The sequence below is a fragment of the Synechococcus sp. GFB01 genome, assembly GCF_001039265.1.
Taxonomy (GTDB): Bacteria; Cyanobacteriota; Cyanobacteriia; order PCC-6307; family Cyanobiaceae; genus NIES-981.
Genome location: NZ_LFEK01000035.1, coordinates 1 through 21,193, shown reverse-complemented (window position 1 = coordinate 21,193; position 21,193 = coordinate 1). Strand labels below are relative to the sequence as shown.

Annotated in this window: 19 protein-coding genes and 7 pseudogenes; 12 read left to right on the top strand and 14 right to left on the bottom strand. The window is 69.1% G+C overall.

All coding sequences use genetic code 11. The annotated features are described in order from the left end of the window. Positions 1–322, top strand: a pseudogene (locus SYNGFB01_RS05890) (tRNA uridine-5-carboxymethylaminomethyl(34) synthesis GTPase MnmE); the annotation flags it as partial. A gap of 2 nt (positions 323–324) precedes the next feature. Here the strand turns inward: SYNGFB01_RS05890 and SYNGFB01_RS05885 are convergent. Beyond that, positions 325–1,925 (bottom strand): annotated as a pseudogene (locus tag SYNGFB01_RS05885) (NCS2 family permease). A 105-nt stretch (positions 1,926–2,030) separates the two neighbouring features. On the opposite strand from SYNGFB01_RS05885, the gene SYNGFB01_RS05880 reads away from it, so the two are divergent. Beyond that, positions 2,031–2,564: a TerB family tellurite resistance protein gene (locus tag SYNGFB01_RS05880; protein ID WP_048017316.1), complete on the top strand. Its 534-nt coding sequence runs from the start codon at positions 2,031–2,033 to the stop codon at positions 2,562–2,564. Between the two features lie 13 nt (positions 2,565–2,577). On the opposite strand, the gene def is transcribed toward SYNGFB01_RS05880, so the two are convergent. Together def and SYNGFB01_RS05870 are read right to left on the bottom strand one after the other, a co-directional pair. Further along, a complete protein-coding gene (gene def / locus SYNGFB01_RS05875; RefSeq protein ID WP_048017315.1) occupies positions 2,578–3,108 on the bottom strand; it encodes a peptide deformylase in 531 nt (176 codons plus the stop codon). Between the two features lie 16 nt (positions 3,109–3,124). Further along, positions 3,125–3,862, bottom strand: coding sequence for a methyltransferase (locus tag SYNGFB01_RS05870; protein WP_152669551.1), 738 nt, complete (start codon positions 3,860–3,862; stop codon positions 3,125–3,127). Positions 3,863–3,885: 23 nt separating this feature from the next. On the opposite strand from SYNGFB01_RS05870, the gene nadC reads away from it, so the two are divergent. Next, positions 3,886–4,767 (top strand): carboxylating nicotinate-nucleotide diphosphorylase, encoded by an 882-nt coding sequence (gene nadC, locus SYNGFB01_RS05865; protein ID WP_082325894.1) that lies wholly within the window; start codon positions 3,886–3,888, stop codon positions 4,765–4,767. Between the two features lie 15 nt (positions 4,768–4,782). On the opposite strand, the gene SYNGFB01_RS13115 is transcribed toward nadC, so the two are convergent. After that, on the bottom strand, positions 4,783–5,967 hold the full coding sequence (locus SYNGFB01_RS13115) for a sulfotransferase (protein ID WP_048017314.1): 1,185 nt from the start codon (positions 5,965–5,967) through the stop codon (positions 4,783–4,785). A gap of 225 nt (positions 5,968–6,192) precedes the next feature. Between SYNGFB01_RS13115 and argS the strand changes: the two genes are divergently transcribed. Both argS and SYNGFB01_RS05850 read left to right on the top strand, forming a co-directional pair. Beyond that, positions 6,193–8,001 (top strand): arginine--tRNA ligase, encoded by a 1,809-nt coding sequence (argS, locus tag SYNGFB01_RS05855; protein WP_048017313.1) that lies wholly within the window; start codon positions 6,193–6,195, stop codon positions 7,999–8,001. Further along, the gene (locus SYNGFB01_RS05850) at positions 8,001–9,131 is read left to right on the top strand and encodes a histidinol-phosphate transaminase (protein ID WP_048017312.1); all 1,131 of its coding nucleotides are present in this window, start codon (positions 8,001–8,003) and stop codon (positions 9,129–9,131) included. The genes argS and SYNGFB01_RS05850 overlap by 1 nt, the downstream gene beginning before the upstream one ends. On the opposite strand, the pseudogene SYNGFB01_RS05845 reads toward SYNGFB01_RS05850, so the two are convergent. From SYNGFB01_RS05845 to prfB, 6 genes and pseudogenes are all read right to left on the bottom strand, one after another. After that, a pseudogene (locus tag SYNGFB01_RS05845) lies at positions 9,121–9,869 on the bottom strand (MBL fold metallo-hydrolase). The gene SYNGFB01_RS05850 and the pseudogene SYNGFB01_RS05845 sit on opposite strands and share 11 nt — an antisense overlap. 46 nt (positions 9,870–9,915) lie before the next feature. Continuing rightward, positions 9,916–10,513: pseudogene (locus SYNGFB01_RS05840) on the bottom strand (aminodeoxychorismate/anthranilate synthase component II). A gap of 23 nt (positions 10,514–10,536) precedes the next feature. Then, positions 10,537–11,013, bottom strand: coding sequence for a diacylglycerol kinase family protein (locus SYNGFB01_RS05835; RefSeq protein WP_082325893.1), 477 nt, complete (start codon positions 11,011–11,013; stop codon positions 10,537–10,539). A gap of 15 nt (positions 11,014–11,028) precedes the next feature. Further along, the gene (gene ybeY / locus SYNGFB01_RS05830) at positions 11,029–11,592 is read right to left on the bottom strand and encodes an rRNA maturation RNase YbeY (protein WP_048017311.1); all 564 of its coding nucleotides are present in this window, start codon (positions 11,590–11,592) and stop codon (positions 11,029–11,031) included. A 1-nt stretch (position 11,593) separates the two neighbouring features. Continuing rightward, positions 11,594–11,767, bottom strand: coding sequence for a DUF3285 domain-containing protein (locus SYNGFB01_RS14160; protein WP_072061570.1), 174 nt, complete (start codon positions 11,765–11,767; stop codon positions 11,594–11,596). Continuing rightward, positions 11,760–12,924 (bottom strand): peptide chain release factor 2 gene (gene prfB / locus SYNGFB01_RS05825; protein ID WP_235299949.1). Its coding sequence is split into 2 segments (ribosomal slippage): positions 11,760–12,812 and positions 12,814–12,924, totalling 1,164 coding nucleotides; the frame shifts between segments, so codons are not numbered across the junction. The genes SYNGFB01_RS14160 and prfB overlap by 8 nt, the downstream gene beginning before the upstream one ends. Before the next feature lie 49 nt (positions 12,925–12,973). On the opposite strand from prfB, the gene SYNGFB01_RS05820 reads away from it, so the two are divergent. From SYNGFB01_RS05820 to SYNGFB01_RS05800, 5 genes are all read left to right on the top strand, one after another. Next, a complete protein-coding gene (locus SYNGFB01_RS05820; RefSeq protein WP_255347532.1) occupies positions 12,974–13,495 on the top strand; it encodes a YeeE/YedE family protein in 522 nt (173 codons plus the stop codon). Continuing rightward, positions 13,492–13,893 carry a DUF6691 family protein gene (locus tag SYNGFB01_RS05815; RefSeq protein WP_048017308.1) on the top strand — a complete coding sequence of 134 codons (402 nt, stop codon included), beginning with the start codon at positions 13,492–13,494 and terminating at the stop codon, positions 13,891–13,893. Before SYNGFB01_RS05820 ends, SYNGFB01_RS05815 begins: the two co-directional genes overlap by 4 nt. A 62-nt stretch (positions 13,894–13,955) precedes the next feature. Then, positions 13,956–14,216 (top strand): glutaredoxin 3, encoded by a 261-nt coding sequence (gene grxC, locus SYNGFB01_RS05810; RefSeq protein WP_048017319.1) that lies wholly within the window; start codon positions 13,956–13,958, stop codon positions 14,214–14,216. Positions 14,217–14,219: 3 nt separating this feature from the next. After that, positions 14,220–15,206 (top strand): glutathione synthase, encoded by a 987-nt coding sequence (gshB, locus tag SYNGFB01_RS05805; protein ID WP_048017318.1) that lies wholly within the window; start codon positions 14,220–14,222, stop codon positions 15,204–15,206. A gap of 86 nt (positions 15,207–15,292) precedes the next feature. Beyond that, entirely contained in the window at positions 15,293–15,616 is a 324-nt protein-coding gene (locus SYNGFB01_RS05800; RefSeq protein WP_048017307.1) for an Mpo1-like protein, read from the top strand. A 1-nt stretch (position 15,617) separates the two neighbouring features. Here SYNGFB01_RS05800 and SYNGFB01_RS05795 read toward each other — a convergent pair whose 3' ends face one another. The 4 genes and pseudogenes from SYNGFB01_RS05795 to SYNGFB01_RS05780 all read right to left on the bottom strand — a co-directional run bounded on the left by SYNGFB01_RS05795 (position 15,618) and on the right by SYNGFB01_RS05780 (position 19,868). Beyond that, on the bottom strand, positions 15,618–16,580 hold the full coding sequence (locus SYNGFB01_RS05795; RefSeq protein ID WP_048017306.1) for a fatty acid desaturase: 963 nt from the start codon (positions 16,578–16,580) through the stop codon (positions 15,618–15,620). Positions 16,581–16,649: 69 nt separating this feature from the next. Continuing rightward, positions 16,650–17,834 (bottom strand): patatin-like phospholipase family protein, encoded by a 1,185-nt coding sequence (locus SYNGFB01_RS05790; protein ID WP_048017305.1) that lies wholly within the window; start codon positions 17,832–17,834, stop codon positions 16,650–16,652. Between the two features lie 7 nt (positions 17,835–17,841). Then, positions 17,842–18,417 carry a cyclic nucleotide-binding domain-containing protein gene (locus tag SYNGFB01_RS05785; protein WP_048017304.1) on the bottom strand — a complete coding sequence of 192 codons (576 nt, stop codon included), beginning with the start codon at positions 18,415–18,417 and terminating at the stop codon, positions 17,842–17,844. A gap of 27 nt (positions 18,418–18,444) precedes the next feature. Beyond that, positions 18,445–19,868, bottom strand: a pseudogene (locus SYNGFB01_RS05780) (isochorismate synthase MenF). 140 nt (positions 19,869–20,008) lie between these two features. Between SYNGFB01_RS05780 and menA the strand changes: the two are divergent. Together menA and SYNGFB01_RS05770 are read left to right on the top strand one after the other, a co-directional pair. Continuing rightward, positions 20,009–20,871, top strand: a pseudogene (gene menA, locus SYNGFB01_RS05775) (2-carboxy-1,4-naphthoquinone phytyltransferase). Between the two features lie 10 nt (positions 20,872–20,881). Beyond that, positions 20,882–21,193 (top strand): annotated as a pseudogene (locus SYNGFB01_RS05770) (hypothetical protein); the annotation flags it as partial.

The window sequence follows — 21,193 nt, the reverse complement described above, 5'->3', positions numbered from 1 at the left end:
CGCCCGGGCGCCGGCTGATGTGAGCTTCAGCGCCCTCACCGGAGAAGGGCGCGAGGCGCTGGTGGCTGAGCTGCTGCGGCGTTGCGGCGCCGGGCCGGCCGAGGGGCTCGAGGTGGCCCTGAATCTGCGTCAGCGGGACCTGGCGGCCGCTGCGGCGATCAGCCTGGGCGAGGCCCTGACGGCGGCCGAGCAGCAGCTGCCCTGGGATTTCTGGACCATCGATCTGCGCTCCGCCATCCGCAGCCTCGGGGAGATCACCGGCGAGGAGGTGAGCGAGGCGGTGCTGGACCGGGTCTTCGCCCGCTTCTGCATCGGCAAGTAGCCTCAGGACCGCACGTGCGGGCGTCTGCGGGCGAGGGCTGCCGTCAGCAGGATCGCGGCCACCATGCCGTACCCGATCGCCCAGGGGCGGCCCACCCCCCAGCCCAGCCGCAGCACCGTGTCAGCGCCGGTGAACTGCCAGGCGTGGATCACGCCGAACCAGGACAGCAGGGCGGCCAGGGCGGCGCAGGCGGCCGCGGCCAGCAGTCGGGCCTCGATCAGATACACCAGCAAGCCGGCCAGGAGCATCGCCGTGATGATCTGACCCTGCTCCAGGGCGAAGGCCCCGGCCGCCCAGACGTCGGCCCGGGCGAGGGGCTCCAGCAGCGCCGGCCCGAACGGTTGGGCGGGGTTGCCCGGAGCTCCGACCCGCAGGCCGGCCTTGAGCATCAGCGCTCCCCAGCCGGCCAGCCCCGGCAGCATCCCCAGCGCCACCGCCGGAGCGTGCTGCGGGGGGGTGGCCTGGAAGGCCTGGGCGGCGATCACCAGGCCGATGTAGAGCACGATGGCCATGCCTGCTTCGATCGGCACCAGCTGGCCCACCAGGCCGAACAGGCCCAGCAGGCAGGCCAGGGCCATCACCACCCCATTGAGCCACGAGTAGCCGATGCGGGCACCCATCGCCTTCCAACCCGGGTGGCCGATGTAGATGGTGGTGGGGAAGCAGGACCCCAGGGCGGCGGCGGCCAGCGTGCCGACGCCGTTGATCAGCAGAGAGCTGCGCACCGGGTAGACGTCACCGGCGGCCGCGGCGCTCTCCAGGTTCTGCAGCGAGCCGATCACGTTGAACAGCCCCATCGGCACGATCACCCCGAGCCAGGGCAGCAGCTCGCCACGGCCCTGCCACAGCGCGGCCAGTTCCAGCTGAGGCGCGTGCAGTCCGATCACCCCGGCGTTGGCGCGCCAGGTGGCCGGATCGAGGTCGATCAGGCCGCTGGCCCCGGCCAGGAGGATGCCGAGCAGCACCGCCACCAGGCCGGCCGGGAGCACCCAGCGCTCCGGGCTGTAGTAGCCCAGCAGGATCACCGCGAGCACGGGCAGGCCCACCACCGGCTGGGCGTAGGTGCGCAGCAGGAACCCCAGGGCGATGTAGCCCAGGGCGATGCCGGCGAGGGTGGAGAGCAGGGCGGCCCTCGGCAGCCAGCGCCGCAGCCCGCTCCCCANGGAAGGCCCCGCCCGACTCGATCAGGCCCGACCCCAGGCNAGGCCACCAGCCCGGCCTGCCAGGAGAGGNCCACCGCATCGGCCTCGGCCAGTCCCCGTCCCAGGCCGGCCAGCTTCACCGGCAGCATCACCAGGAACACATAGGCGAACAGGCTCACGGTGTTGATGCCGTAGGGCAGGGCCGTGCGGTCGTCGCGGCCCTCCCGCTTCCCGAGCTCGAAGGCCTGGCGGGCATAGGCCAGGTTGCCCACCACCAGGCTCACGCCGGTGGCCGGCAGGATCGTGCCGAACACCAGGCTGTCGGGGTAGCCGAGCACGCCTCGGCAGAGGGCCACGATCAGCAGGATCTGGATCAGGTTGTCGAGCCCCAGGCCGAGAAAGCCATCGAGATCCCCCGGTGCCCACCAGCGGGGCTGGCTCCGGGCTGAAGTGTCGGCCATGTCAATGTGATGCGCTCCGCTTCATCGTGCGCCATCCGCTGCCGTCGGGGCGGCTGACGCGGCACGGACAGGCCCTGAGAATGGGGTTCCCGGCTTCTGCCCCCGATGACCTTCGCCAGCCACCCCATCGACCGGTTGACCAAACCGCAGCGGGCCCTGCTGCGCCTGGTGTGCTGGGTGGCGATGGCGGATGGCGAGTTCGCCGAGCAGGAGCGGCAGCTGCTGGAGAAGCTGGTGGCCCGACTCCTGCCGGTTGAGGCCGATGCAGCGGCGGATGCCGTGCAGGCGCTGGAGGCCGGCACCGTGCCGGGACCGGACCTCCAGGTTCTGGTGGGCCAGCTGGGCGATGCNGACGAGCGGCAGCTGGCCGTGAAGCTCGCCTTCCAGATGGCCTGCAGCAGCCAGGGCCCGGAGGATGCCTCCCGGTTCAACACGGCCGAGAAGCGTGCCTACCGGCGCCTGGTGGAGGCGCTCAACCTGCCCGAAACGGAAGTGGCGGAAGCGGAGTGGGCAGCTCGCCAGGAGCTGCAGCAGAAGCGGGGGCTGCTCCAGCTGATCGGCGCGGCCCTGGGGGGAGAAGGGGCCTGGCCCGCCCTCGATACCGAGGCGAACGGCCTGCCGCCCGGCTACTGGCTCTGACGCTCGACTGCCTTCAGAGCAGCCCTGCGGCGCGCAGTTCATCGCTGAACCCGAAGGCGCGGCGGTCAGCCAGCCGTTCGGGGAACAGCACTCCGTCGAGGTGATCGCACTCGTGCTGCACCACCCGCGCTTCGAAACCGGTCACGGTCCGGCGCCGAGCCGTACCACTGGGATCGCGCCACTGCAGATCGATCCGCTGCCAGCGCTCCACCTGACCGCGCAGCCCCGGCACGCTCAGGCATCCCTCCCAGCCCAGCTGGGTGGCCTGGCCGATCGGCCGGATCACCGGGTTGATCAGCACCGTTTCAGGGATCGGAGGGGCCTCCGGGTAACGGGAATTGGAGCTGATGCCGAAGATCACCACCTGAAGCGGCACGCCGATCTGCGGTGCCGCCAGGCCCGCACCGTCGCGGGCGGCCATGGTGTCGCGCAGGTCATGGATCAGCTGCCGCAGCTGGGTGCTGGCGAACTGATGCTCCTCCACCGCAACGGCCTGCTCGCGGAGCCGCGGATCACCCAGGCGCAGCACGGGAAGCACGCTCATGGGCTTTGGCCGCCGCTCATGCCGAGGTGTGCTCCAGGTCGAGCACGTCGGTAAGCCCATCATGGCCCTGGTCGTAGGCGGTGGCGGCGAACCGGCCCTGCCACCCTGCCGGCAGCTCGGCCAACAATGCCTCGGCATAGGGATGGCGGCGGGCCTGGCGCTCCATCGTGTGAGCCGGGTAGATCCGCACGGCTCGGCGGCTGAGTCGCAACAACTCGGCCAGGGCGCGGCGGTGCCAGGCCAGGTCCAGGCCTGGTTCGCGCATCAGCCCCCCGGCTGAGCAGGGGGCATAGCTGAACAGCAGGTGGCCGCACAGCACCAGATCGAAGCTCCGATCGGTGAAGGGGAGCGCCGGCAGGCTGGCGGCCACGTAGCGCTCCGGATGGGCGCGGCGATCGGCCAGGAACGTCTCCAGGGCCTCGAGATGCTCCTGACGGCAGGCGGCCAGATCGAAGTCGGGCCGGATCGCCGGGTCGCCGGCCAGCTGGGCCATGGCGGCCTCCAGATCGCTCAGGGCCCGACGTTCCAGCTCCGCTTCGTTCAAGGCATAGAGCGGGTCCACAGCGGTCACATCGAGTCCCTCGGCCCGCAGCAGGGCCGAGAGGGAGCCGGGTCCGCCAGGGCAGTCGAGCACCCGCGCACCGCGCCAGCGCTGCGGCTCGAGCGCGAACATCGCCAGGGCCTGCCGCCCAAGCCGGCCGTAGAACACCACCCGCGCGAATTCCATGGCGCCGAACCACCCGCCCGCAATCATGGAGAACCCGATCCGCCTCGGCCATGAGCGCGCCATCGCCTGCAGCCCATCTGCCGTTCGGCGTCGATCTGGAGCCCCAGTTGCGCGCCTGGCTGGCGGAAGATCTCGGCCGCGGTGACCTCACCGTCCCGGCCCTGGCGGGCCGCAGCGGCCGGGCTCACTGGATCGCCAAGGACGAGGGGGTGTTCTGTGGCGGTGTGCTGGTGCAGCCGCTGTTTCAGCTGCTCGATCCGGCGGCGGCCGTGCGGTTGCTGGTGGCCGACGGCGAGCCGGTGCGCGCCGGTCAGCGGCTGCTGGAGCTGGAGGGCGCGGCGACGGCGCTGGTGGCCGGTGAACGCACCGCTCTCAATCTGGCGATGCGTCTGAGCGGCATCGCCACGGCCACCGCCCGGCTGGTGGCGGCGCTCGAGGGCACAGGCGTGCGCCTGGCCGACACCCGCAAGACCACGCCGGGCCTGCGGCTGCTCGAGAAGTACGCCGTGCGTTGCGGCGGCGGCATCAACCACCGGCTCGGTCTCGATGACGCCGCCATGCTCAAGGAGAATCACCTCGCCTGGGCCTGGCCCGGGGGAGTTGGAGCGGCGATCGCGGCGGTACGGGCGGCGGCGCCCTGGACGGCCAGGCTGATCGTGGAGGCGGAAACGCCCGCGGAAGCGGAGGCGGCGGTGCGGGCCGGAGCCGATGCGGTGCTGCTCGATGAATTCAGTCCGGCGATGCTCAACCAGCTGGTGCCCCGTCTGCGATCCCTGGCGGGTCATGGCCTGGTGCTGGAGGCCTCCGGGGTGCACCCGGAGCAGCTGCGGGCCTATGCCGCCACCGGCATCGATCTGATCTCCACCAGCGCCCCCATCACCCGTTCCGCCTGGCTCGATCTGAGCATGCGCTTCGAGGCTGACTGGCTGTGAGTCCGGTCGAGCCGTTCATCCGATCGGCTCGCCGGTCTCCATCGAGTAGGAGTACGTCACGAAGAAATCCTGCCATCGCCTGGCGATCGCGGTCTTCAGCTGATCGGGGAGTGCATAGGAGTTGGTCCTGTAGTTCTTGATCTCATCGAGTCGTTCCTGAATGGCCTTTTCGATGGCTGAAAAGTCGCCGAGCCCCAGCTTGCTGTAGATGTCACGCAATGCCGTCACCGGGTCCCTGACCAGGTCCTCGTAGCGCAGCTCATGGAGTTGACACTCCCCAAGCAGCTTGCGGTCCCGGGAGAAGGCTTCATGCATCTCCTGGAAACAGGCGAAGATGTAGTCGTCAAGGTTGGCTGGCAATCGCTTCTGCAGGCTCTGCGTCTGATGTAGAGCCTGCCAGATTCTTCGTGTTGATGGGAAGACGACGTATGGATTACGGGTGATGTGGATGAATTGAGCTTTCGGGAAGATGCTCAAAATCTCGGCGATTCTGGCTGTATGTGTTGGACTTTTAAGAATCAGCCGGCGTTTATCCTTTAGCCGCAGGCGTAGCACGAATTGTTTCAGAGTCTGTTGCCACCGATGCCGTTCCCGGCTGCTCAGCTTGCTGATATCGAGCGCCTGGGGGGTTGACGGGTGCTGATGGGGAAAGGCAATCCGCCGATAGGGAGATGGGGCTCCGAGATTCAGGAGTGCAAATTCATCTTCCTGGGGCTGTTTCCAGCCTGCCTTCACATTGTCGCCAGGGCGCTGGCTTGGCAGCAGCCACTTCGAATAGGAGCGTCGCGTAAAGCCTTGGGTGGTCATGAAATGGCCTGGCGCAAAGCATTGATAGGTGTTGGAGGTTGAGTATCGCGGGTCAAGGATCATCAGCTCATGCAGGAACGTGGTGCCGCTTCGCCAATGCCCGATGATGAATATCGGATCATCCGGTAATTGGCATCGCTGCATTCGTCGTGCATATTTCCTGTCTGTGATCAGGCGCCCCAGGGAATTGAAGCAGCTGAAGATCGTTGCCGTTGCGGCGACGCCAAGCTTGCTCGGTGAGATCCTGAACTGCCCCTCGATCAGTAAACCGGCCCAGGTCTTCAGACCCATTCCATGCCAGAAGGTCAGCGCCCACCAGGGGTAGTCGATGCTGCCGCCGCCTTCCAGGCGGCTGGAAGGGGAGGCCTCAGTGCTGGATCTGGACTGATTCATTGCCCTCTAGATGCGTTTGCTGTTGTCCTGATCTGTCCTTCATCTGGGTGCGGCATCCTTGCCGTTCTGATCGAAGATGAGTGCTTGATGCCAGCTCTGATTCCCGGCTGATCGACCGGTCTTGTGGCTGGGAGTTCGCATCACAATGCACCAGAATGAGTCGCGGATATCCTGATCAGGGCTGCGTACCGTGCAGGATCCTATGGTGAAGCAAACCGCTCGCCCATGCTCCGCCTCGCACTAACCCTCGAAGCCCGGCTGCGCGCGGCGATGGAGCGGGCCTTCCCCGAGGCGGCGAATGAGGCGGCCGCCGCCGGCAGACCCCTGGATCCGCAGCTGGCTCCGGCCAGCAAGCCCGAATTCGGTGACTTCCAGGCCAACGGCGCCCTGCCACTGGCGAGGCCCCTGGCCCAACCCCCCCGACGGATCGCAGAGGCGATCCTGGCCGAGTTGCACGCCGATCCTGAGTTCGCTGAGCTCTGTCTGGACCCTCAGATCGCAGGACCTGGCTTCATCAACCTGACGATCCGCCCCGAGCGGCTGATCAGCGAGGTGGCGGCCAGGCTCGCCGATCCCCGCCTGGGGGTGCCACCAGCGGCGGCGACAGCCGATGGGGCTGCACCACCGCCGGTGATTGTGGATTTCTCCAGCCCCAACATCGCCAAGGAGATGCACGTGGGGCATCTTCGCTCCACGATCATCGGCGACTCCCTGGCCCGGGTGCTCGAATTCCGGGGGCACCCGGTGCTGAGGCTCAACCACGTGGGCGACTGGGGCACCCAGTTCGGCATGCTGATCACTCACCTCAAGCAGGTGGCACCCGAGGCGCTCGAGCACCCCGACGCGGTGGATCTCGGCGATCTGGTGGCCTTCTACCGGCAGGCCAAGCAGCGCTTCGACGCGGATGAGGCGTTTCAGGCCGCCTCCCGCGAGGAGGTGGTGCGGCTGCAGGCAGGCGATCCGCTCTCCCTGCAGGCCTGGGCTCTGCTCTGCGATCAGAGTCGCCGTGAATTCCAGACGATCTACGACCGGCTCGACATCCGTCTGGAGGAGCGCGGCGAATCCTTCTACAACCCCTACCTCCAGGCGGTGGTCGACGACCTGCGCCGCGCCGGATTGCTGGTGATCGACGCGGGTGCCGGCTGTGTGTTTCTGGAGGGTGTGAGCGGCAAGGACGGCAACCCCCTGCCGCTGATCGTGCAGAAGAGCGATGGTGGCTTCAACTACGCCACCACCGACCTGGCGGCGATCCGCTACCGCTTCGCTGCCGCGCCCGAAGGGGATGGGGCCCGCCGCGTGATCTACGTGACCGATGCGGGCCAGGCCAGCCACTTCGCCGCCGTGTTCCAGGTGGCGCGGCGGGCGGGATGGGTGCCGGAGGGCGGGCGGCTCGAGCATGTGCCGTTCGGCCTGGTTCAGGGCGACGACGGCAAGAAGCTCAAGACCCGCTCCGGCGACACGGTGCGGCTGCGCGATCTGCTCGATGAGGCGGTGGAGCGGGCCGAGGCCGATCTGCGCCGTCGTCTGGCCGAGGAGGGCCGCAGCGAAGACGAGGCCTTCATCAGCCATGTGGCCACCACGGTGGGCCTGGCGGCGGTGAAGTACGCCGATCTCAGCACCAACCGGATCACCAACTATCAGTTCAGCTTTGACCGCATGCTGGCCCTCAGCGGCAACACGGCGCCCTATCTGCTCTATGCGGTGGTGCGCATCGCCGGCATCGCCCGCAAGGGCGGCGAGCCGTCGACGGCTGGCAGCCTGGTGTTCACCGAACCGCAGGAATGGGCCCTCGTGCGTGAGCTGCTCAGACTCGATGCCGTGATCATGGAGGTGGAGGAGGAGCTGTTGCCGAACCGGCTGTGCAGCTACCTGTTCGAGCTCAGCCAGGTGTTCAACCGCTTCTATGACCAGGTGCCGGTGCTGAAGGCCCCGGAGCCGGCCCGATCCTCTCGCCTTGCGCTCTGCCGCCTCACCGCCGACACTCTCAAGCTCGGACTGGGGTTGCTGGGGATCCCGACCCTGGAGCGGATGTGATGGGGCAGCCATTTCCCCCGGCCCGGCAGGAGGTGGAAAGTCTCCAGGCCTACAGCGCGCCGCTGGAGGGGCGGCGAGGACTGCTGCGCCTCGACTTCAACGAGAACACCATCGGTCCCAGCCCGAAGGTGGTCGAGGCGCTGCGCACGATCCCGGCCGATCACATCGCCATCTATCCCGAATACGACGGCCTGCGGGAGGCCGTGATCGCCAACCTCTCGGCTCCACGGGCGGATGGCTCCCCGTCGCTAGCCCATGCCCTCAACCCCGGGCAGATCGGCCTGTTCAACGGGGTGGATGCGGCGATCCACGCCATCTTCCACGCCTATGGCGACCGCGGTGAGACGTTGCTCACCACCAGCCCCACCTTCGGCTACTACACCCCCTGTGCCCGCATGCAGGGCATGGCGATCGAGGCCATTGCCTACGAGGGGCCGGATTTCGCCTTTCCGCTGGAGGCCATCCGCCATGTGCTGCTGGATGAGCCCCATCCCCGCCTGCTGCTGCTCTGCAACCCCAACAACCCCACTGGCACCCGCCTGGCCCCCGAGCCGATCCTGGAGCTGGCGGCGGCCGCTCCTCACACCCTGGTGGTGGTGGATGAGCTCTATGAGGCCTTCACCGGCGACAGCGTGCTGCCCCTGGCCGACTTCAGCGCCACGCCGAACCTGGTGGTTCTGCGCTCGCTGGCCAAGACTGCCGGTCTGGCGGGGCTGCGGATGGGCTTTGCGATCGGGGCCGCACCCGTGATCGATCGCATCGGACGCGTGACCGGCCCCTACGACATCAACAGCTTCGCCGTGACCGCCGCCCATGCCGCCCTGGCTGATCAGCCCTACACCGATGCCTACGTGGCGGAGGTGAAGCGGGCCCGCAGTTGGCTGGTGGAGCAGCTGCAGGCCGCCGCGGTGCGGCACCACGCCGCCGGGGGCAACTACCTGCTGATCTGGCCCGAACCCCCGGCCGGAGTCGTGGAGCGGCGCCTGCGCGAGGCCGGCATCCTGGTGCGCTCCATGGCGGGTAAGCCGCTGATCGATGGCTCGTTGCGGGTGAGTATCGGCACCACCGAGCAGATGCGGCGCTTCTGGGGGGTCTACGCCGCCATCGAGGGCCTCGGCCCTAGAACCTGAGCCGCATCAGTTCAACCACCGGGCCCCCGCTGAGCTTGCCGGGAAGGCTGACTGTGCGGCCCGTGCGTTTCACCGGGGTCCCGCCAAGAGCTGTCAGGAACGGCTCGACGCTGCCCTGGTCGCAGTCTCTGGGAGGCTTGCCACTGGTGTATTGCACGGGGATCACGACCCGTGGCTGGAGTTCGCGCACGATCTCGGCGGCCTCGCTGCCGTCGTAGACCTTGGCTCCGCCACCCACGCCGATGATCAGCACGTCGGGCCTGCCCAGCATCACCTTGTCGGAGGGGCTCAGGCGAGCGGCGGTGCCACCCAGATGGGCAAAGCTGAGGCCTCCCTGCTCCCAGCGCCAGAGAGTGGACTGACCGAAGCGACGGCCTCCCACCCGGTCGTGGGGAGCGGCGATCCCGTCGATCTTGAGACCGGCCACACGGTAGGAGCCGGGGTCCACCAGGAACTTGCCGCTGGCCACCGGCGCGCCCTCATCGAGGAGGCGGCTGCTGGCCAGGATCACGTTGGCGCTGACGCGCGGCTCGGCCAGGCCGGTGGCACAGGCCACGGCCTTGAAGGGGTTCACCAGCACGCTGGCACCGCCCCCTGGATGAGCAGGGCGCTGTGGCCGTAGCTGGTGATCGTCACGCCGCTGCCGGCCAGGGCCGGTCCGCTCCCCAGAAGGCTGCCGCTCAGGGCGATCGAGGTCAGGGTGATCGGATTCAGGCCAGGAACGGACGGCAGGCGCATGGTCTGGCTGCGGACGCCGCGACGCTAACCCAGCCCAGCCGGTGGATCAGCGACCGGCCTGGCGCAGGAAGTTGGCCAGCAGCCGGTGGCCGCTCTGGGTGAGCACGCTCTCGGGGTGGAACTGCACCCCCTCGATATGGGGGTGATCGCGGTGGCGCAGGCCCATGATCGTGCCGTCTTCGAGCCAGGCGGTGATCTCCAGGCAGTCGGGCAGCGATTCACGCTCCGCGATCAGGCTGTGATAACGCGTGGCAGTGAGCGGATTGGGCAGGCCGGCGAAGACGCCCTGGCCGCCGTGGAGCACCGGTGAGGTCTTGCCGTGCATCAGTTCGCTGGCGCGCACCACCCGGCCGCCGAAGACCTGGGCGATCGCCTGGTGGCCGAGGCACACCCCGAGGGTGGGAACCGAGGGGCTGAGCTGCCGGACGGAGCACCTCGAGGCACACGCCCGATTGATCGGGGTCGCCGGGACCTGGGGAGATCAGGATCGCGGCGGGATCCAGACTGCGGATCTGCTCGAGAGTCAGGGCGTCATTGCGCTCCACCCTCAGCTCGGCGGCCAGCGGGTGTTCGCCGGCCAGCTCGCCGAGATATTGCACCAGGTTGAAGGTGAAGCTGTCGTAGTTGTCGAGAACGAGCAGCATGGGCCTGGCCTGGTGCTCCCCATTCAAAGGCCGAGCCGGGCCAGCAGGGGGGGCAGCAGCAGCAGCAGCGCGATCAGCAGCGAGGCCAGGGCCGCCACGAGCACGGCGGCCGCGGCGCAGTCCTTGGCGATGCGGGCGAGGGGATGGAACTTGCGGCCGATCGCCAGATCCACCACCGCTTCGGTGGCGGTGTTGATCAGCTCGAGCACGAGCACAGCCGCCACGGTGAGCACCAGAACGGCCAGCTGGGCCGGTGGCAGCGCCAGCCAGAGCCCCAGGCCGAAGGCCAGGCTGCCCGTGCCCACATGGATGCGGAAGTTGCGCTGGCTGAGAAAGCTGTAGGCCAGCCCCTGGGCCGCATAGCGGAAGCTCGAGGGCAGGTCGTTGGCCACGGCCCAGGCGCCCAGCCGGCGCGCCCCGGAGCTCCGGCCCTGGCGGGGGGCCAACTCCAGCGGCTGGGCGTCCAGGCTGGTGTCGCGGTGGGGCAGTGGGCTGACCATGGCGTGAGCGGCACCCTAACGCCGTTCGGGCCTCCCGCCAGCGCAGCGTGCCAGCAGCGCCTCCTGTCTGGCCAGCATCGCAGTCAGGCTGGCTTGGTCGTGATGGTCCCAGCCGAGCAGATGCAGCAGGCCGTGGCTGGCCAGAAAACGCAGCTCCCCCTCCAGGTCGTTGCCGTGCTCGGGCGCCTGGCGGGCGGCCGTCTCCACGGAGATCACGATGTCGCCGAGCTCCAGCGGTTCGGGCTCCGCCGGATCGGGCAGAGGCATCGGCGGCGCCTGCTCCGGCCCCTCATCCCGGGCGGCGAAGGCCAGCACGTCGGTTGGGCCGGACTGGCCGCGCCAGTCGTTGTTCAGGGCGGCGATGGCCACGTCATCGACCAGGCTCAGCCCCAGGCTGTAGGCCGCTGAGCGAAGCTCGGGCGCCAGCTCGTGGGCCAGATCGCCGAGCCAGGCACTCAGCAGCGCCTGCCAGAGCTCGAAACCGGCCAGTGGATCGAGCCAGGCGCCCGCGTCAGCCCGCAGCGCCTCCTGCAGCTGCGGATCAGCCGAGAAGGCGAGATCGAGAGCGACGCCAGCCACCTCAGGTGCCTGGCAGCTGGGGCCGGCCCAGCCAGNCGACCAGGGTGATGAAGGCCAGGAAGCCCACCGCGGTGAGGCCGAAATGCAGCAGGCTCTGACGGCCCTTGCGCACCATGTTCCGCATCGCCAGCTTCACGAAGCTGGGGTTCGCCTGGGGCGCTGCAGGATCAGTCATCGCCGGAGCCTCCGCCCACCTCCACGCCCGCATGCAGCAGGCTCTGGATGAAGGGATCGAGATCGCCGTCCATCACGCCCTGCACGTCGGTGGTTTCGTGCTGGGTGCGCAGGTCTTTCACCATCTGGTAGGGGTGGAAGACGTAGTTGCGGATCTGGTTGCCCCAGGCCGCCTCCACGATGTCGCCGCGGATGTCGGCGATCTCGGCGGCGCGCTGCTCCTGGGCGATCACCAGCAGCTTGGCCATCAGCAGGGCCATGGCCTTCTCCTTGTTCTGGAGCTGGGAGCGCTCCTGGGTGCAGCGCACGAACAGGCCGGTGGGGATGTGCAGGATGCGCACGGCCGTTTCCACCTTGTTGACGTTCTGGCCGCCGGCGCCGCCCGAACGACTGGTGGTGATCTCCAGATCCTTCTCGGGGATGTCGAGCTTCACCTCCTCCTCGATCTTCGGCATCACCTCCACGCCGGCGAAGCTGGTCTGGCGCTTGTCGTTGGCGTTGAAGGGGCTGATGCGCACCAGGCGGTGGGTGCCCTTCTCATTGCGCAGATAGCCGTAGGCGTAGCGCCCCTCGATCTCGATCGTGCAGCTCTTGATGCCGGCTTCTTCCCCTTCGCTGAGTTCGTCCACGGTCACCTTCATGCCGTGGTCCTCCGCCCAGCGGGTGTACATGCGCATCAGCATCAGCGCCCAGTCCTGGGCGTCGGTGCCGCCGGCACCGGCGTTGATGCTGATCACGGCACCTTCCTTGTCGTAGGGGCCGGAGAGCAGGCGCTCCAGCTCCCAGCGGTCGAGGTCGGATCGCAGGGTCTGCAGGCCCTTGTTGGCTTCCTCGAGCAGGTCGGCGTCGGGCTCCAGTTCGTAGAGCTCCACGGTGGCCTCGGCGTCGGCCACGAGGCCGCGCCAGCGGGCCAGTTGCTCGAGCTGGCCCTTCACCTCATCGAGCTGGCGCATCTTGGCCTGGGCCTGCTTCTGGTCGTCCCAGAAGTCGGGCTGGGAGGCCAGCTGCTCGAGATCCCGCTGCCGGGCTTTCAGGGCAGCTTCGTCAAAGGCAGTCCTGGGCTTGGCCCAGGCGGTCGGTGAGCTCGGAGAGGTCGCGCTTGAAATCGGTGAGATCGAGCGGCGTGGTGGCTGGGCCGCTGGCGGCGGTGGCGGTCACGGCGGTGTGCGTGGGCGTGGCTTGACCGTACTCAAGGACGCCGCCCTGCATGACAGTTGTGGGAGAAGCGGTGGCGCGGCCAGCGCAGCGTCCGACAATGGTTCGATCCCCGCTTGCGGTGATGACTTCCCTCTTCCCCAACGGCATCGCCAGCTATCTCGAAGGCGGTCTGCTGGTGGGAGCGGGGCTGGCGCTGATCTACCTCACCCTGGGGGTGAAGGCCGGCGCCAGCTCCTGCCTGAGCTCCACGCTCACCTACTTCACGCCGCTCACGGCCGAACGCGGCTCGCGCGACTGGCGGCTCGCCATGGCCCTCGGCATGGTGGCCGGCGCCTGGCTGTTCGCCGCCTTCCAGCAGGGCTTTTTCCACACCGCCGTGGCCCCCTGGCGGCTGGCGGTCGGTGGGGTGCTGGTGGGCTACGGCAGCCGGCTCTCCTCCGGCTGCACCTCCGGCCATGGCCTGATCGGCCTGGCCTCCGGCTCGCGGGCCTCGCTTCAGGCGGTGCTGGTGTTCATGGCCGTGGCGATCGCCACGGCCCAGGTGCTCTGGCACAGCGGGGTGCGGCCATGATCCGGCTGCTCTGGGCCGCCGCTGGCGGGGTGCTGTTCGGTTTCGGCCTGGCCTTGAGTGGCATGGCCCGGCCGGAGGTGGTGCTGGCTTTCCTGCAGCTGCGCGATCTGGGGCTGCTGCTGGTGATGGCGGCGGCGCTGGCGATGCTGGTGCCGGTGTTCCTGCTGGCGCCTCGCCTGCGCCCCAGCTCCCTGCTGGGTGAGGCGCTCTCCACCGAGGTGAAGCCCTTCCACAGGGGCCTGATCCCCGGGGCGGTGTTGTTCGGCCTGGGCTGGGGGTTGACGGGGGTCTGTCCCGGTGCCGCCGTGGCCAGCCTGGGGCTGGGCAACGGGCCGATCCTGATCGCGATCGCCGCGATGCTGCTGGGGGCCTGGCTGCACGGCCGGCGTGGGGGCTGATCTCCGCCAGCGGTGCTCAGNCGCGCGCTGCCTAGGATCCGCCCACTGGCGTGGAGGCCCCGATGGCGGCAACGGTTGAGATCTACACCTGGCGCTTCTGCCCCTTCTGCATCCGCGCCAAGAGCCTGCTGGATCGCAAGGGTGTGGCCTACACCGAATACGCCATCGATGGCGATGAGGCCGCCCGCGCCGTGATGGTCCGGCGGGCCGAAGGGCGCCGCTCGCTGCCCCAGATCTTCATCAACGATCAGGNCATCGGCGGCTGCGATGAGCTCCATGCGCTCGAGCGCGCCGGACGCCTCGATTCACTGCTGGCGGCCTGAGTGATGGCCAGCGCCGTGCCGGGTGAGGACGCCCAGCTGTTCGTGATCGATCCGATCGAACGTCTCAATCCGGCCAAGGATTCCAGCGTGGCCCTGATGCAGGCCGCCGAACGAGCCGGCCGGCCTGTCTGGGTGGCCCGCCCGGCCGATCTCTCGGCGGCCGAGCGGCCCGGCCGGCAGCCGGAGCCGGTAGGTGGGAACGGAGGCCATGGCGCCTGGGTGACCGCCATGACGGTGACCTGTGACCCCTGGTACGACCTGGGGGAGCCCCAGCGGCTGCCGCTGGAGGCCTTCGCCCACGTGTGGATGCGCAAGGATCCGCCGGTGGATGAGGCCTACCTCTATGCCACCCACCTCCTGGAGCTGGGCGAGCGCCGGGGAGTGCGCGTGATCAACAGGCCGGCGGCGCTGCGGGCCTGGAACGAGAAGCTCAGTTCGCTGCGCTGGAGTCATCTGATGGCCCCCACCCTGGTGGCGAGCCGCCTGGAACCGCTGGCGGCGTNCACCGCCGAGCACGCCGAAGTCGTGCTCAAACCCCTGGGTGGCCGGGCCGGCCAGGGGGTGGTGTTNGCCTCGGCCGGCACGCCGGGCCTGCGGGCCCTGCTGGAGCTGGTGACGGCCCAGGAGAGCCTGCCGGTGATGGCGCAGGCGTATCTGCCGGGCGTGCGCGATGGCGACAAGCGCATCCTGCTGGTGGATGGCGCACCGCTGGGAGCGGTGAACCGGGTGCNGAGCGGCGGCGAGTTCCGCAGCAACCTGGCGGTCGGCGGCCAGCCCCAGGCCACCGAGCTCACGCCGGCCGAGCGGTCCATCTGCGCGGAGCTGGCACCGTCGCTCCAGGCCGAAGGGCTGTTCTTCGTGGGAATCGACGTGATCGACGGCCGCCTCAGTGAGATCAACGTGACCAGCCCCACCGGCATCCGGGAGGTGGAGCGCCTGGGAGGGATCCCGCTGGCGGATCAGGTGATCGCGCGGCTGCCCCAGGCCTGAAACCGCAGAGCCTGTCGCCGAGGTCGGGCAGGACCGGGGCCCACGTCATCGTTAGCATGAACTCCTGGGTGTGCCGTTGCGGAACCATGCTGGCGGGTCGGCCCTGGAGTGAATGGATCGAGACCTACGGCCGCAGTCACACGCACCCGCTCAATCAGATCCTGCACCTCGTCGGCATCCCGCTGATTGTGCTGTCTCTTCCCATGGCGTTGGGAGCCGGATTCAGCCGTGATCTTGGCCCGGCCGCCCTGGGGTTGTTCCTGCTGGGATGGACGCTGCAGTTCGCTGGTCATGCCATCGAGCGCAAACCGCCTGAATTTCTCAGCGACCCCCGCTATCTGCTGGTGGGTGTGCGCTGGTGGTGGTTCAAGATGCGCTCAAGATTCGACCAGCCCAGGGCTGATGCTTGACTCAGAACAGCAGAGCTGTGCCAGCCGCGTAACTCGAGACCATCGGCAGAGGGGGTTTGCCGTGCTCCTTGAGGATTGTGGACGCGATGCGTGAGGCCTCAGGAAGATTGTGATAGGGAATCGATGGATAAGCGTGGTGGAGAGAATGGTGCGGGAGTCCGCCCATCAGGAAATTCACAATCGGGCCAGCATCGATATTGCGTGAGGTGTAGAGCTGGGTGAGTTCGTAGGTGCTGTTCGGCTGCCAGAGGCCATGATGTTCGATCATGCCGCGCACCTGCATCACCGCACCCACGATCCTCTCAACCACGAAGAGCATCAGCAGCAGTTTCAGCAGGCCCCCGAGCCCGATGGCCACGGCGAACATCAGAACCTGCACCAGCACGATGCCGATCGCATCGATGCGCATGCCGCCCAGCAGGCGGGAGTGATCGTTGCGCAGTTTCCAGCCGAACCAGAACATCGAGCCGATCAGCTGGGCACCGCCCATCAGCACAGCGCTGCCCCAGAAGGGATGGCGGAAATGCCACTGGCGCAGCGGATGGACCCGGGCTGCTTCCTGGCTGGTGGGTTCCCGGCGTTCCGGATCGCGCAGATCCATCCCGTTCATGCGGTGATGGAGCATGTGCAGATTGCGGTAGGTGAGGTATGGCCAACCCACCGGCCAGCTCAGAGCGCAGCCCACCGCCTGCTCCAGGTCCCCCTGGTCGAGCAGGGTGCCGTGGCTGATGTCGTGGGTGCTGATCAGCACCAGGGAGTAGAGCGCAGTGGCCATCAGCAGCCAGGGCAGAGCCACCAGAAGCCGTGGTTCCTGCCAGTACATCCACAGACAGGCGAGGGAGGGGAGCAGGAGGATCAGCAGCCGCAGCCAACCCAGGGCGGAGTTCACGCGGAAGAGCGGCTGCACCTGCGATTCGATCGCTTCGGTCATCAGCCGATCGGCGCGCCGCTGCTCCCGGCTCACGGACTGGGCTCCAGTCGGGGAGTCGACAACGATCATCGCGACCGTGCTTGACGTTCAGCAGACGTTAGGTCAGTTGCTCAGGTGCGTCAGCGGGTCATCTGTCGCCGAGATCCCCGGAGTCACCCTGGCGAGGGCCCTGTGGGCCGCGTCGTATCCCATCGCGTAGCTCTCCCTGTAGCGCTTCCACTCGAGGAAGGGAATCCCGCCGATGGCCGGCCGCACGATCAGATCGGCCTGACGCTCCTGCCGCTGGCCCTCGGCATGGGATCCGCACATGAGGGCGTTGATGATCGTGCGCCCGATCGAGGGTCTCTCCGTCGCCGCAGCGACGCCGGTTGCACCTTGGCTGGCAACGGCGTCGGCCTCGGGATCGGGGTCGAGGGAGATGGCCATCACGCGACCATCGGTGGTGCGGCGGGCCTCGGACACCGGGAGGTTGCTGAGAATGCCTCCATCGACATGCAGCTGCCCCTGGCCGTCGATCACCGGCGGGAAGATGCCCGGCACCGACATGCTCGCGATCACGGCCGTGGGGATCGAGCCGGTGCTCCAGGTGTGCAGCCGGTTGGTGGAGAGGTTGGCCGAGAAGCAGCGCAGCGGCAGCCAGCTGTCCTGGATTCCGGCCGTTCCGAAGAAACGCTCCAGTGCCAGCCGCGAGTTCCGAAGCGTGAACAGGGAATCCCGCGGCAGCGTGAGGGAGTAGGGGCGTGCCNTGATGATCACCNGCTCCAGGTTGGCGAGGATCTCGGCCGAGGGCAGCTCGAAGGCGGCCAGGGAGGCCACCAGCGAGCCGAAGCTCACGCCCATGACCATGTCCAGGTCATCGATGCCCAGGTCCTCGAGGGCGGCCAGGGCTCCGATGTGGGCGAAGCCCCTTGCGCCTCCCCCACCCAGCACAAGCACGTTCTGACGGCGCAGCGCCGCCCGTGCCAGCCGGTCGCGATGGCGCCTCAGCAGCGGTTGCAGGTTGAGCACCTGCGCAAAGGCATGGGCGGTGGCCCAGGGCTGGGAGATCGGCCAGCCTGCCTGGCTTGGCCACAGGCGCACCAGCAGGGCGTCATCCCCCAGCACCTCCGGCAGGTCGATGTCCCTTGCCTGGCCGTCGCTCAGGATCAGCAGTCGATCGATCAGCAGCCGATTGCGGCGGCTGATCGCAGACGGGTCGCTGTTGAAGAGCACCTGGGATAGGCCGCTGCGGCTGATCTCCACCAGATGGGCGTGCAGCTCGNCTTCGCCGTTGCCCTCACCCCGCATGCCGCGCTCAGGGTGGACGATCAGGTCCGCCAGACCAGGGAGCTCGGCGCTGAGCCGCCGAAGGTCGTCGGGCAGCTGTGCCCGGGCGGCCGCCGTGAGCGGCGAGCCCGGGCTGGCGTCGTGGNATCACGATGGTTTCCAGGGCCACCCGCCCCGGCTGGCGGCCGATCGAGGCGGCTTCCGCCAGGCTGCTGATGAACCTGGTCTGCAGCGAGGGGTTCTGGCGCAGAAGCTCCAGCAGCTGGTCGCGATCCAGCTGGAGGTAGTCGATCGCCGTGAGGGCCACTCCGGAGACGGAGCGGGGTTCGCCGCACAGGGGGCCATACTCCCCCACCAGTTCCCCTTGCACCACCTTGCGGAAGTAGGTGTTCCCCAGGCTCTGGTCGCCGGCCTGCAGCCCGAGGATGCCGCGCAGCAGCAGATAGGCGTGCTCGCCCGGATCCCCCTGGCGAAACAGCACGGCACCCTCCTCGTGCCGGCCATGCCGGGGTGCCAGGGCCAGGATCTGCTCCGGCGCCACGCCGGCAAACAGTCCGGAGTCGGTCAGAGCTCCTTCAAGCAGGGCACTGAGTTCTGGAGGCATGGACTGGCTTGAGGCGGCGGCCGGTCGTCATGGCCGCCCGGCCCCTGCGGGGAGTTCGAGTTGTTGCTGGAGTACCCCCAGCTTCAACTCCACCTCACGCAGTTCGCGGTCCACGGCGGACCCTGGCACCAGACCTGCCCCTGCGGTGAGCTCCAGATGCCGTCCCTGCAGGGTGCCGCTGCGGATCGCCACCCGCAGTTCGGTGTCGCCGGTGCTGTCGATCCAGCCGATCGGGGCGGCGTAATGCCCCCGCTCGAACGGCTCCAGGCTGCGCAGGGCGGCCATGGCCCGCCGCCGCGGCAGCCCCGCGACCGCCGGTGTTGGATGCAGTGCGGCCGCCAGAGTGAGGGGTTGCACGTCGCCGAGCTCGGCGGTGATCGGCGTGTGCAGATGCACGAGCTGGCCGTGGCGGGCGAGGCGCGGATGGCGCGGTCGCCGCGGGACCAGATCCGCCTGGTGCAGCACTGCGGTGATCGCCTCCACCACCAGCTCGTGTTCGCGGCGATCCTTGTCGGAGCGGGTCAGCTGCTCGGCGGCCGGGCCGATCGGGGCGGTGCCCGCCAGGGCATCGCTGCGCAGCTGACCCTGGCGGATGGTGAGCAGCCGCTCCGGCGAGGCCCCGAGGAGGGCCGGCCCATCGCCATGCTGCCAGAGAAAGCGGCAGCTGCCGGGTTGGCGCTGGCGCAGCTGGGCCAGGAGCTGCAGAGGGTCGAACCGGCGCTCGAGCAGCAGCTGCTGCCGCACGGCCAGCACGAGTTTGCGAAGCTCGCCGCCCTCCACCAGTTCCAGACCGCGCTCCACCACCGAGCGGTAGCCGGCCTGCCAGGCAGAGCTGCTGGCGATCGCGGGGCCGGCTGCATCGCCCTGGCCGGCACTGGGATCGGCGGGCAGCCGGGCCAGCCGCTCGGCCTGCTCCCAGAGCTCCTCGGCCAGGGAGCGGGCCGTGATCCCGCCCCCCAGATTGCGCTGCAGACGCAGCCAGCAGTGGCGTCCCTGGCGGCTGAGTTGCCACCGGGGCAGCACCGCCCGCACCCCGGGAACACCCTCTCCCTCCTGCAGCGGACTGTCGAAGAAGGCGAAGGCCAGCAGCACCCGCGGCGCGCCAGCGGTGGACAGGGCTGCGGTGCGGCCAGGCGGCTCAGGCTGATGGTGCTGAAGCGCTGGGCCAGCTCGAAGCGGCGCGGGCCGCTCAGCTCGAGGCTGTTGGTGCGGCCGCTGGCGGCCAGGCAAAGGCCGGGGGCGCTGTCCCAGAGAAAGCGGAAGCGCTCGCCCTGCTCCAGATGGCTGAGCAGAGCCATCGGGTCGCGACCGGGCAGGGGCAGCACCAGGCTGAGCACGCCTTCCCCGTCGAGCTGGCGGCAGCCTGCGGTCGCCGCGGTCAGCAGATCGCTGAAGCAGGTTGTGACGCTGGGTGGAGCCTGCACCGGGGGCGGGCCGAAGCGGCTGCTCAAATGTATGGGCCTCCGCCTGTCCGTCGGTGCCGGCCCCTGCCTCCGAGCCCCAGGTCGTCGCAAGCCTTCACGCCACTGGCACCGCCGCCGCCCCGGCCGCCGAACGGCGGCGCCTGTGGCAGGCGGCGATCAAGTGGCCGATGTATGCGGTGGCGGTGATGCCGGTGCTGCTGGCGGCTGGCTGGCGCTTCGGGAGGGGGGAGCCGGTGAGGCTCGACCAGTTGCTGCTGTTTCTGCTGGCGGCGGTGCTGCTGCTGGCCTGGGAGAACCTGGCCAACGACGTGTTCGATGCCGACACCGGCGTCGACACCCTCGGCAAGCCGCACTCCGTGGTGAATCTCACCGGCCGGCGTGGGGCGGTGGCGGCCCTGGCCAACGCCTGCCTGGTGGTCGGCCTGGCTCTGATGGCCGTGGTGGCCTGGCGCAGCACCGCCGCTGTGCTGGGGCTGGTGCTGGCCTGCTGCGGACTGGGCTATCTGTATCAGGGGCCGCCCTTCCGCCTCGGTTACCGGGGTCTTGGCGAACCGCTCTGCTGGCTGGCTTTCGGGCCGCTGGCCACCTCCGCCGGTCTGCTCGCGCTGGCGCCGGCCGGGGCCAGCGCGGTGCCCTGGCGCACGGCTCTGGAGCTCGGCAGCGGCCCGGCCCTGGCCACCACGCTGGTGCTGTTCTGCTCCCACTTCCATCAGGTCGGGGAGGACGCCGCCAACGGCAAACGCTCCCCCGTGGTGCACCTGGGCACGGGCACCGCGGCTGCCTGGTGCCCTGGTTCGTGGCCGCAGCGCTCGCTCTCCAGTGGGCACCGGTGCTGGTGGGTCAGTGGCCGCTGCCGGCCCTGCTGGGAGCGGTCGGTCTGCCACCGGCGCGCCAGCTGATCGCCCTGCTGCAGCGACACCACCGCGAGCCGCAGCGGATCAGCGGCAGCAAGTTTCTCGCCCTTCGCTTCCAGGCGCTCAACGGCCTGGGCCTGGCTGCCGGCCTGGCCCTGGGCCACTGGTGGGGCTGAGGTGGAGGAGGTGGCGCCTCTGAGCCGGCCCCCGACCGACTTGTTGGGCGATGGCCTGCGACTGCGCTGGAGACCCTTCAGCTTCGCCCTGCCCCGCTCCCTGATCACGGCCCTGGGGGCGATCAGCGAAAGGCGTGGCTGGCTGCTGCGGCTGGAGCGCGCCGATGGAGCGGTGGGCTGGGGGGAGGCGGCGCCGCTGGATGGGCAGCTGGAGCCCCTTCAGGGTGCGATCGACCAGCTCGGTTCCGGCTCCGATGCCGTCGCGCTGGAGCGGCTCCTGGCCGCCGGTTGTCTGCCGGGCCGGTCGCGTTCGCCCTCGGGG

What these genes read in the sequence shown, in the direction of transcription:
- argS (WP_048017313.1), top strand. Translation starts at nt 6,193, where the DNA reads ATGCTCCGCCTCGCACTAACCCTCGAAGCCCGGCTGCGCGCGGCGATG.
- SYNGFB01_RS05870 (WP_152669551.1), bottom strand. Translation starts at nt 3,862, where the DNA reads ATGATTGCGGGCGGGTGGTTCGGCGCCATGGAATTCGCGCGGGTGGTG.
- SYNGFB01_RS05815 (WP_048017308.1), top strand. Translation starts at nt 13,492, where the DNA reads ATGATCCGGCTGCTCTGGGCCGCCGCTGGCGGGGTGCTGTTCGGTTTC.
- SYNGFB01_RS13115 (WP_048017314.1), bottom strand. Translation starts at nt 5,967, where the DNA reads ATGAATCAGTCCAGATCCAGCACTGAGGCCTCCCCTTCCAGCCGCCTG.
- SYNGFB01_RS05835 (WP_082325893.1), bottom strand. Translation starts at nt 11,013, where the DNA reads ATGGTCAGCCCACTGCCCCACCGCGACACCAGCCTGGACGCCCAGCCG.
- SYNGFB01_RS05850 (WP_048017312.1), top strand. Translation starts at nt 8,001, where the DNA reads ATGGGGCAGCCATTTCCCCCGGCCCGGCAGGAGGTGGAAAGTCTCCAG.
- SYNGFB01_RS05820 (WP_255347532.1), top strand. Translation starts at nt 12,974, where the DNA reads ATGACAGTTGTGGGAGAAGCGGTGGCGCGGCCAGCGCAGCGTCCGACA.
- SYNGFB01_RS05800 (WP_048017307.1), top strand. Translation starts at nt 15,293, where the DNA reads ATGCTGGCGGGTCGGCCCTGGAGTGAATGGATCGAGACCTACGGCCGC.
- def (WP_048017315.1), bottom strand. Translation starts at nt 3,108, where the DNA reads ATGAGCGTGCTTCCCGTGCTGCGCCTGGGTGATCCGCGGCTCCGCGAG.
- nadC (WP_082325894.1), top strand. Translation starts at nt 3,886, where the DNA reads ATGAGCGCGCCATCGCCTGCAGCCCATCTGCCGTTCGGCGTCGATCTG.